Source organism: Limosilactobacillus viscerum (assembly GCF_947387525.1).
Taxonomy (GTDB): domain Bacteria; phylum Bacillota; class Bacilli; order Lactobacillales; family Lactobacillaceae; genus Limosilactobacillus; species Limosilactobacillus viscerum.
Map to the genome: position 1 here is coordinate 1 of NZ_CANDNW010000045.1, position 8,868 is coordinate 8,868.

Genomic DNA, 8,868 nt, shown 5'->3' on the forward strand with positions numbered 1-8,868 from the left:
ATGATACCTGATGTCACGCCGAATGGCGTTTTTTATTTACCACCAACTGGGTGGCTAACTTCATTCTATAATCCACCCTCTTTAAGAGTATTAAGGTATTTCACACTATTTAGCATATAAGATGGGCTAAAATAGGGCTTATTTAAGCTCTCAATAAGTATTTATCTTTTTTCTTTAAGACTTTAACTATAACTTTTAAACAAAAGGCTTCGATTCCCAAGCAGAGAATCGAAGCCTTTCATTTTTTATGCCAGCTTTTTACCAACTTAATTTATTTAAATTTGGTGTATTTTTGGTGTACACACACCACAGTTACTAACTTTTTAGAAGTTAATAACTGATTTAGCCTAAATCCACGAAGTCGCTTAAAAGCCGTCATTTCAAGCTTTTAGACTACTTCTTCTTGTTCTTCTTACACTTCTTGCCGTCCTTAGTTTCCTTTTCTGGACGCATGGTTGGGAAGAAGAAGTATAATTGCTTACAATACCTTCTTCTGGCATTTCACATTTTTTCACACGTTTAAATGACTACAAATACTATCATATCAACCATTTTCGTGATCATAAAAATTATAGGATATCATTTAGTTCAAAACATGTGAAAAAAGTGAGAAATCATAGCCTTAAACTAACATAAAAAGCCTATAACAAACACGGTAAAAACGTATTGTTATAGGCTTTTAGTATGTTTCTAGTGCTGACTAGAGGATTCGAACCTCCGACCTCATCATTACTAATGACGTGCTCTGCCAACTGAGCTAAGTCAGCATTTAACCAACGAATAATAGTATATCATATCATCCCCCAAACGCAAGCCCTTTTTAAAAAATAAGCTGGAAACCATCCCCACCACGGGCAAGTGATTTCCAGCTTATTATTTTTAACGCTGTTGGTACATCTGCGCCACACACCGTCGCATTTCTTTAATATCAAGTATACTCTGCGCAAATTCCTTCCGTACCAAATCATCTGGTAAGTACTCATCATACTTATCAAAAACCGGCACTTCCTTGGGATAAAGCAGGTCAAGCGGGTCAAAGTCCCTTGCCGCCTCCTCACCCAGGATCTGGAAGAATTCTTCCGCTGACGCATCCATCGCAAATTCCATAAAGTACGGCCGTGCTGAGTTAAAGCCCCGCAAATTCAAGCGTTTGGCACACTTAATCCGCAAGAGGCGTTCCAATGCCAGGAATGAATAGCTTCCCGTCCACGGAAAGAGACACCACATCTTACCGCCCAGGTTAATCAACCGTTTCTGCGGTAAACCGGCTATATTACAGGTATCCCGTACCTGGGTAAGCCGCGCCCGGGCATTCTTCATCAGGTAAGGGTACATTGTATCTTCACTCAGTACCTTCCGCATCCGGGCCAAGATCTTTGGGTGAATATCACCGGGAACATCCCCAAAGTAAGCAGGGATCCGCCCCTTAACACCATGGCAATATACCTGGTGGCACTGACGGTCAATATCTTCAACCACCCACACCCGGCCCGCGATGGCAATCTTATCGCCAACCGGCGGCGGCTTAACAATCGTCCCTAACTCTTCTGAACCGGCATGAACGCTGAACTCCTCATTTTCCTGAAAAACGGCGTAGAACTTAAAGTTATTAACCACCCGTTCACCAGCCATTCCAACGATCAAGTCACCACGTTCCGTTTTCTGAATCTGATCCGTCCTAACCAAATGTTGGAGCAAAACCCGGTAGTCATCCTGGCTGACATTCCGGAAATAGTTTAACGGCAACACCCGACTCGCCAGTTCCGCCGGACTCATTTCACCACCCGACGCCAACGTACTCATTGTCTGGTGGTAAAGGAGGCTGTACGGAAGCCGGTTTGGCTCAGGGGGTTCCACCCACCGTTCTTCCAAGTAGAGTTGAACCAGGGCAATCCCCTGCAAAAGCGACCACGGAATCAAATCCGGCAACATTGCCCGCGATTCCGGGTGTTCCTCCCGCATTACAAAGTGCATCTCAGGCGGGTTCCCTCGGCGGCCAGTCCGCCCCATCCGTTGGAGAAAACCAGAGACCGTAAACGGGGCATCAATCTGGAATGCCTGTTCCAATTTACCAATATCAATCCCCAATTCAAGGGTAGCCGTCGCACAAGTTGTCATATAGGAATCGTCATCCTTCATCGCGTCTTCAGCCGTCTGCCTAAATGACGGCGAAAGGTTACCGTGGTGAATTAAGAAACGGTCTGGCTCGTGCTTAGCGGCACTGTATGACCGCAGCATTTGGCAAACAGCCTCACATTCCTCACGGCTATTCGTAAACACCAGGCTCTTCTTCCCACGGGTATGCTCAAAAATGTAGCCAATTCCAGGATCAGCCAATTCCGGCGCCTCATCCGTCTTTGGTTCTACCGGGGCCGTCGGGTCAAAGCCCTTACTAGCCGCCTGGGGGTCCGTCTGGTAGAAGTGTTCCATTGAAAGACGCCAAACTTGCCGGGTATTCTTTACCTTTGGTGCCACGGTCCGGTGCCCACTACCAGCACCCAGAAATTGAGCTGCTTCACGCAGGTTTCCAATCGTCGCGGAAAGTCCAATTCGGCGCGGTTGGACCCCGGCAAGTTTGCTTAACCGCTCAATCAGGCAAAAGGTCTGCCCACCACGGTCACTCCGCAAGAATGAGTGCAATTCATCAATCACCACAAAGCGAAGGCCATGGAAGAGGTGGGGGATATCCATGTGCTTATTGATCATAAACGATTCCAGTGACTCGGGCGTAATCTGTAAAATACCAGATGGGTGTTTAAGCATCTTCCGCTTCTGTGTCTGCGAAACATCACCATGCCACCGCCAGACCGGAATGTCGGTATCCGCACACAGCTCCGTTAGCCGGTTGTACTGGTCATTGATTAGTGCCTTCAGCGGTGCAATATAGAGGCAGTTAATTGAATCACGATCTTTTTCCGCCGCAAGTTCGGTCAGGATAGGAAAGAATGCAGCTTCAGTCTTCCCTGCCGCCGTTGATGCTGATAGCAAAACATTGTCGTCACTACCGAAAATTTCCTCAGCAGCCGCTACCTGGATGGGACGCAACTGTTGCCACCCCTGGCGGTAAATATAATCCTGGATAAAGGGTGCGTAATGCGCAAAAACGTCCATCAAACGGCCTCCCTTCTAAATCCTAAATTCCGTGTAGTCCTTCTCCTTATGGCTCCCCTGGTCAACCGCCGTTGCATCCTCATCCCCAGTCATACTGGTAAACTGGTCTGAATTCAACAGGTCGCTAACGGTTGTTGTTGGGTTCTGATACACAATATCTAACAGTTCAATGAAGTCCCGAATGACTTCCCGTGGTGTGATTTTCGTGTCCGCGCCGATTCGTCCGTACTCGATTTTAATAAATTTGGCTAGCTCATCCTCGGTAATGTTACGGTCGTACCCGTATAGCCGCGCGTGCATATCGGCTAGTTTCTCGGTCAGAACCAGCATTTCTTCCGCCGTCAACGGCTCAAGTTTTATTACCGGAGCGTACATATCCTGGGCGCCGGCATGGGCAAACTTACCTTCCGTTAGCCGTGAACGTAATGCTTCATAACTGTATACACCACGACGCCGGTCCTCAACTGCTTGCGGGGTCCCACACATCAAAATTCCTAGGTACTTGGCTTTTCCTTGCAAAGTATCGTTGTACATGGTCAAAATCTTCTCATAATTGTACTGTCGGCTAATACTATTCGGGATTTTGTAAATATTAACCAGCTCATCAATCATGATTACGAGGCCCGCATAGCCTGCCTGACGGAAGAAGAGGGCAAACAGCTTTAGGTATTCGTACCAGTCACTATCAGAAATGATAATGTTCACGCCTAGTTCCTGTTTGGCCTCCGTCTTGTGAGTGTATTCGCCACGGAACCACTTGATAACCTTTGCCTTAGTCTCAGTGTCGTCATCAAGGTAAGCATGGTAGTACATGTTCAATAGCTTAGCAAAATCAAAACCGTGGACCAGCTCACTCAATGATGAGATGACAGCGTAAATTTTCTTATCAACTGCCGCAGCAAATTGCGGGTCATCTTCATTCAGGCCGGTAGCAGTGGCTACATCAGTCTGGACGGTGTTAATCCACCGGTCCAAAATTAAGGTGAGGGCGCCACCCTCTGGCCGGGTCTTGGTTGCTAAGTTTTGGATTAGTTCCCGGTAGGTTGCTAGCCCCTGCCCTTTCGTTCCTTGAAGGCGCCGTTCTGGTGACAGGTCTCCGTCGACCACGACAAAATTTTTATCCATCACGTAGTTCCGAACTGCTTGCAGGAGGAAACTTTTACCGGAGCCGTACCGACCAACAATAAAGTGGAAGGACGCCCCGCCTTCCGCAACTACCCCGAAGTCATGTAGCAGGGCGGCGATTTCGTCCTTTCTTCCCACCGTAATGTATGGTAAGCCGATTCGTGGAACGACCCCCGCTTTTAATGAATGCAGGACAGTCTGGGCGATCCGTTTAGGGACCCGTTGTGGTGTTCGTTCTGCCATTAGTATCACTCCTTATTCAAGAAAATCTCTTCAAGGTCAGGCCGGTAGTCTTCAATGATCACCGGCTGGTCATTTTCATCAAACTCAATCACGTCATCACCAATCTCATCGAATAATGCTTCGTTGATTTGGTCCGCCATGATCGAAGCCATCAAGTGGTGCTGCTTTAAATAATCTTTCCAGGGTGTCCCGGTTAACAGTGCGTGCATGAAGTAATTCTGGTCAGCATCAAGCGCGGCCGAGTCAGTCTCTTGTGATTGTGACGGTGGCGTTGGTGCCGGCGGAGTGGCCGCTTGCTCTTCTTCTCTAACCGCCTGGCGTTCTTCATCGGTAATCAGGCTTTCCTGGGTCGCGGCCGCATCCTGACGAATTTGCTCAATATCGCCAAGATCGATGTTAATTTTCGGTTGGTGGGCCTCCTGTAGCTGGCGCTGGTAATCATGTATTCCCTGATTGATTGCGTCAACAATTGCCGCGGGCAGCCACCGCGGTTTCAACGGGTGGCCAAGGTTAAAGTTGTGCCGCACCAACCGGTCAACTTCATGTAGAAAAGCATTTAAATTTTGGCGCTCATTAGGCTGGGCTAGCAAGGAGAAACAGTAGTATTGCCGCCCCTTAAACCGGTAGCGGCGAACTGAATCTACCGAGTATTCCGCCATTTCTTGCTGGGGCCGGAAATAAAAGACGGCTTTGGCAAAGAAATAATTTGTTGACATCTTCTGACTTGCAATGTGCTGGTCGAAGTACTTTTGTCCCTGGTCATTTGGTAGGGTGAGGATCGTTTGCCAAACCACTTTTAGCAACTTAGTAAAGTGTTCGGTCGACTTTTGGTATAGCCGGCAGTGTTTGAGATATGTTGAGTGGTGGCTGAAGGCATCAATGAGTTCCTCTGCACTATATTTTTCGGGGTGTAACAGGATATGGTAGTCGCGGTCGGCCGATATTTCAGCTGCGAAAACTTGATTAGCAACCTGGTGTTTTAACCGGTAGTAAAGGACATAGTCATGCAACCACCGGTCAAGGTTCACCTGCATATGGTCGCCAAACTGGGAGGCGTACTTTTGCTTAAAAATCAGCAACTGCTGGTAGCCCGCAGCCGGTGAAGAAACCCCAATGCCATTTAATAACTCATAAAGGTAGAGGTAGGCATACGAGTCAGAAACTGGTTCAAACTCCCCTTGCCGAAGTTTTGTCCGCCAAGTGAAATAGGTGCGAAGTTGGTCTGGGGAAAGCTGGTGGTAGGTTGGAAAATAGCGCCGTAAGGGAACAGCGTTGTGAAAGTTGTCTTTATAGTCGGCCAGCATTTGGCCCTGCAGATAAAAATTTTTATCCCGGCGTTCACCAGGGAGTAGCGTGTAATCATAAGCTGCAAGGGCATCTTTCAGTTGTTTAGGTAACGCTGAACGAGTAGTTTGTGGACTGGGGCGGTGACTAGGTTGAGGAATGGGCTGCGCTTTGTACTGGTTATCGGTATCCTGTTCTGGCAAGACAACATACTGTTGACTCGCGGAATGGCCAAGATTAATAGCGGCTTTAAAAGCATAATCAATGATGTTTTCAACAGCCCGGTCACTAACGTTGGTTAGGGTAAAGCCAACCCATTGGTCATCATGATGGAAGAAAGCAGCCCCAAAGCCTGGAAAGTCTTGGATTGCAGCGGCAAAGCTAAAGCATCGTGCATCAACATGCACCGGATTAGTAGTAGGGTCAAGGACAATGAAGGGCGCTTGGCCAGTCTTCAATGTTAGACCAACTAGTGATGGGTTACTGTCATCGGTAATTGCTGTAAAGGTCAGCCCATACTTATTACTAATTAGTTTTTCCAACGTTTCAAGTTCCAACTTAACGCCTCCTCCCGCACATACGTTCTGATTATATCAATATTTTAATTCGTTGTGAAATGATTGTATCAGGGAACATAAAAACGACTTAAACAATAGGAAAAATCCTTTGTTTAAGCCGCAGAAAGTTCTTAAATTTTCAAGTAGAGGTTTTCTAATTAATATTTAACTGGGGATTCCGGTTCCTTATTCTCAGCTAACGCAAGACAATTATTAAAGCCCTTAAAAATCATGTTTCGAACAGCATGTGTTGTATAGAAAGCTGTATGCGGAGTAACTAATACATTTGATCGACTAATCAAATTCTTTAATCTTTCGTCTGGTATCTCTTTATTTTGCCAATCAGCATTGAATATCCCCGCTTCACCTTCATAGGTATCCATTACAAAGCCGAATACTTTTCCATCATCTAATCCACGAATTACTGCATCTGTGTCAACCAAGGCTCCCCGAGCACAGTTAACAATTACAACTCCCTTCTTCATTTTTTTAATTGAATCATCATTAATCATATGAATGTTCTCTTTTGTTGCTGGAACGTGCAGAGAAATTACATCTGATTGACGATAAAGTTCATCAAGTGAAACATAATAACCCTTCTTTTCTAATTCTGGATTTTTGAAAAGATCGTACGCAATTACCTTAGCGCCAAACCCTTCCATAATCTTCATAAATACACGTCCAATATGACCAGTTCCAATCACACCAACAGTTTGATCACGAACTTCACGACCAATCGTTGGTGCCCATCTCAGGTCGCCATTTGCTACTTTAGCATCCATTACTTTGCTTTGCCGTAATAGACGTGCCGCTTGAATTGCAGCATGTTCGGCAATTGCATTTGGTGAATAGACAGGGACATTGGTAATCTTAAAATTAAGTTCTTTTGCCTTCTTTAGGTCAACATTATCATAACCAACATTTCTCAAAGATAAGTTTCGAATACCCAAATCGGCAAGGCCTTGAAGAACTTCTGCTGAATAATCTAATTGTTGAGTTGCAACAATTCCATTGGCACCTTTTGCCTCATTAACTGTTTGTGGCGTTACTGGATCAGCTGTATACGCAACTTCAACGTCAGGATGCTCTTCACCCCATTCCTTAATATAAGGGACTTCATCTTCACGCGTGTTGTAACAAAAAATCTTTGTCATACTTATAAATACCTCCCCTTAAGCAACAAACATCTTAATCAAAAGAATCATTGCCAAACCAACAATTGACACAACTGTGGCCATTAGAGACCAAGTTAAAAATGTTTCCTTCATATTTAGATTGAAATAAGATTTGATAATCCAGAAGCTTGCATCATCAACATTAGAAAACGTTGCACTACCGGCACCAGTTGCCAGAGTTATTAACGCCAACATTGAAGGAGAAGCAGCTCCAACCATTGGGAGAACTAATCCAACGGTTGAAATTGCGGCAACTGTTGATGAACCAAGTGCAAGCCGTAAAATAGCTGCAACAACCCATGCCATAATAATTGGTGAAATTGAAGCACCATTAAACAGGCCAGCAATGTATTTACCAACGCCACCTTCAACTAATACTTGTTTAAAGGCACCACCACCACCGATAATCAATAGCATCATACCAATGGCAGCAGCAGCGTTACTACATGATTTACCAATTTCTTTTAATGGAATCTTACGTTGAATCCCCATAGTGTATAAAGCAACTAATAAGGATAAAATCATTGCGGTATCACCGTTACCGATATATTGAATTATTTGAAAGGCAAGGCCTTTGTGGAAATGAGTTAGTTCTTGAATCATTTCTACAATGGAAGCACCCATTAAGATAATAACTGGGAAAACAGCAGTAAAGGTACTTACACCAAAGCCAGGTGTTTCATCCAAAGGACGTTCTTTTGCATCCCCTAAAGCCATTTCGTTTCCATCTTTCTTAAACGCGGATGGAACAATTTTTTTATCTACTTTATTGAAAAAGATTCCTGAAATAATAACTGTTGGAATTGCTACAATAATACCATACATTAAGACAAGTCCAAGGCTTGCATGGTACCCAGTAGCAATTACGGTTGGACCTGGGTGTGGTGGTAAGAAGCCGTGAGTAACAAGCAATGAAGCAAGCATTGGAATTGCAAGATTCATTGGCTTTATCTTCAATTCCTTAGCAATTGAAAAGATAATTGGTAGTAAGAGAACCAAACCAACTTCAAAGAACATTGCTAAACCGACAAGGAATGAGGAAATGATTACCGCCCATTCAATCCGTTTTTTACCAAATTTTTCAATAAGTGTCATAGCAATACGTTGAGCACCACCGGCATCAGCTAGCAGCCGACCCATCATGGCACCAACACCAAAGATAATGCCGATATGTCCAAGAGTACTCCCCATACCAGCTTCAATAACTGTAACTATTTTCGAAATTGGAATTCCTAAAAGAAGCCCAGTAATTGTTGAAACAATTAAAAGTGAAATAAATGTATTAATCTTAAAATAGGTGGATTATAGAATGAAGTTAGCCACCCAGTTGGTGGTAAATAAAAAACGCCATTCGGCGTGACATCAGGTATCAT

General features: G+C 44.8%; 4 protein-coding genes, 1 tRNA gene and 1 pseudogene. All 6 read right to left on the bottom strand.

The features are described 5' to 3' along the window. Positions 1-694: 694 nt before the first annotated feature. Positions 695-767 (bottom strand) — tRNA-Thr (locus QOS07_RS08910). A 112-nt stretch (positions 768-879) separates the two neighbouring features. Next, positions 880-3,111 (bottom strand): DEAD/DEAH box helicase, encoded by a 2,232-nt coding sequence (locus QOS07_RS08915; RefSeq protein ID WP_283588599.1) that lies wholly within the window; start codon positions 3,109-3,111, stop codon positions 880-882. A 15-nt stretch (positions 3,112-3,126) separates the two neighbouring features. After that, positions 3,127-4,479, bottom strand: a complete 1,353-nt coding sequence (locus QOS07_RS08920) for an ATP-binding protein (protein WP_283588600.1) — start codon at positions 4,477-4,479, stop codon at positions 3,127-3,129. A gap of 5 nt (positions 4,480-4,484) precedes the next feature. Further along, a complete protein-coding gene (locus tag QOS07_RS08925; RefSeq protein WP_283588601.1) occupies positions 4,485-6,320 on the bottom strand; it encodes a TerB N-terminal domain-containing protein in 1,836 nt (611 codons plus the stop codon). A 158-nt stretch (positions 6,321-6,478) separates the two neighbouring features. Continuing rightward, positions 6,479-7,474 carry a D-2-hydroxyacid dehydrogenase gene (locus tag QOS07_RS08930; RefSeq protein WP_283588602.1) on the bottom strand — a complete coding sequence of 332 codons (996 nt, stop codon included), beginning with the start codon at positions 7,472-7,474 and terminating at the stop codon, positions 6,479-6,481. An 18-nt stretch (positions 7,475-7,492) separates the two neighbouring features. Then, positions 7,493-8,785 (bottom strand): annotated as a pseudogene (locus tag QOS07_RS08935) (gluconate:H+ symporter); the annotation flags it as partial. Positions 8,786-8,868: the final 83 nt, after the last annotated feature.

What these genes read in the sequence shown, in the direction of transcription:
- QOS07_RS08930 (WP_283588602.1), bottom strand. Translation starts at nt 7,474, where the DNA reads ATGACAAAGATTTTTTGTTACAACACGCGTGAAGATGAAGTCCCTTAT.
- QOS07_RS08915 (WP_283588599.1), bottom strand. Translation starts at nt 3,111, where the DNA reads ATGGACGTTTTTGCGCATTACGCACCCTTTATCCAGGATTATATTTAC.
- QOS07_RS08920 (WP_283588600.1), bottom strand. Translation starts at nt 4,479, where the DNA reads ATGGCAGAACGAACACCACAACGGGTCCCTAAACGGATCGCCCAGACT.